Source organism: Salinicoccus sp. RF5, assembly GCF_020786625.1.
Classification (GTDB): Bacteria; Bacillota; Bacilli; order Staphylococcales; family Salinicoccaceae; genus Salinicoccus.
In genome coordinates, this window is sequence record NZ_JAJGRC010000011.1 from 1 (window position 1) to 462 (window position 462).

Below are 462 nucleotides of genomic sequence, written 5' to 3' on the forward strand. Positions count from 1 at the left end.
TCCAGATCTGCGGCACCTGGATGCGCAGGGCATTGGCGTACTCCAGGCGCGGCACCGCCGACCCGGCGGCGTTGCGCTCCGGGTCGCGGGCCATGGCGGTGGTCAGCGCCTGCAGCAGGTGCTGCAGGGCGATCAGCTCGCCGAGGGCAGCCTGTATCCCGCGGAAGCTCTGGGTGCCATTGGCGCGCACGCCGAGGGAAAGCAGGCCGATCATCAGCTCCAGCTTCACCCCGAGGCGGATGCCGGACTGGAAGTTGTACAGGTTGGCGAAGCCCGACTCGGCATAGAAGCCGGTGGCGCGGCGCAGGTCGCGGTAGACCAGGACGTCCTCCCAGGGAATCAGCGCCTTGTCGAACAGCAGCACGCTGTCGTTCTCGTCGAAGCGGCTGGACAGCGGATAGTCGAAGGGACTGCTCGCGCGCTCCTCGTAGGATGGCCGGCACATCAGGCGCAGGCCGGGGT

At 68.4% G+C, this 462-nt stretch carries 1 pseudogene; it reads right to left on the reverse strand.

Annotation, left to right across the window (positions count from 1 at the left end):
* Positions 1 to 462, reverse strand: a pseudogene (pvcC, locus tag LLU09_RS12520) (paerucumarin biosynthesis protein PvcC); the annotation flags it as partial.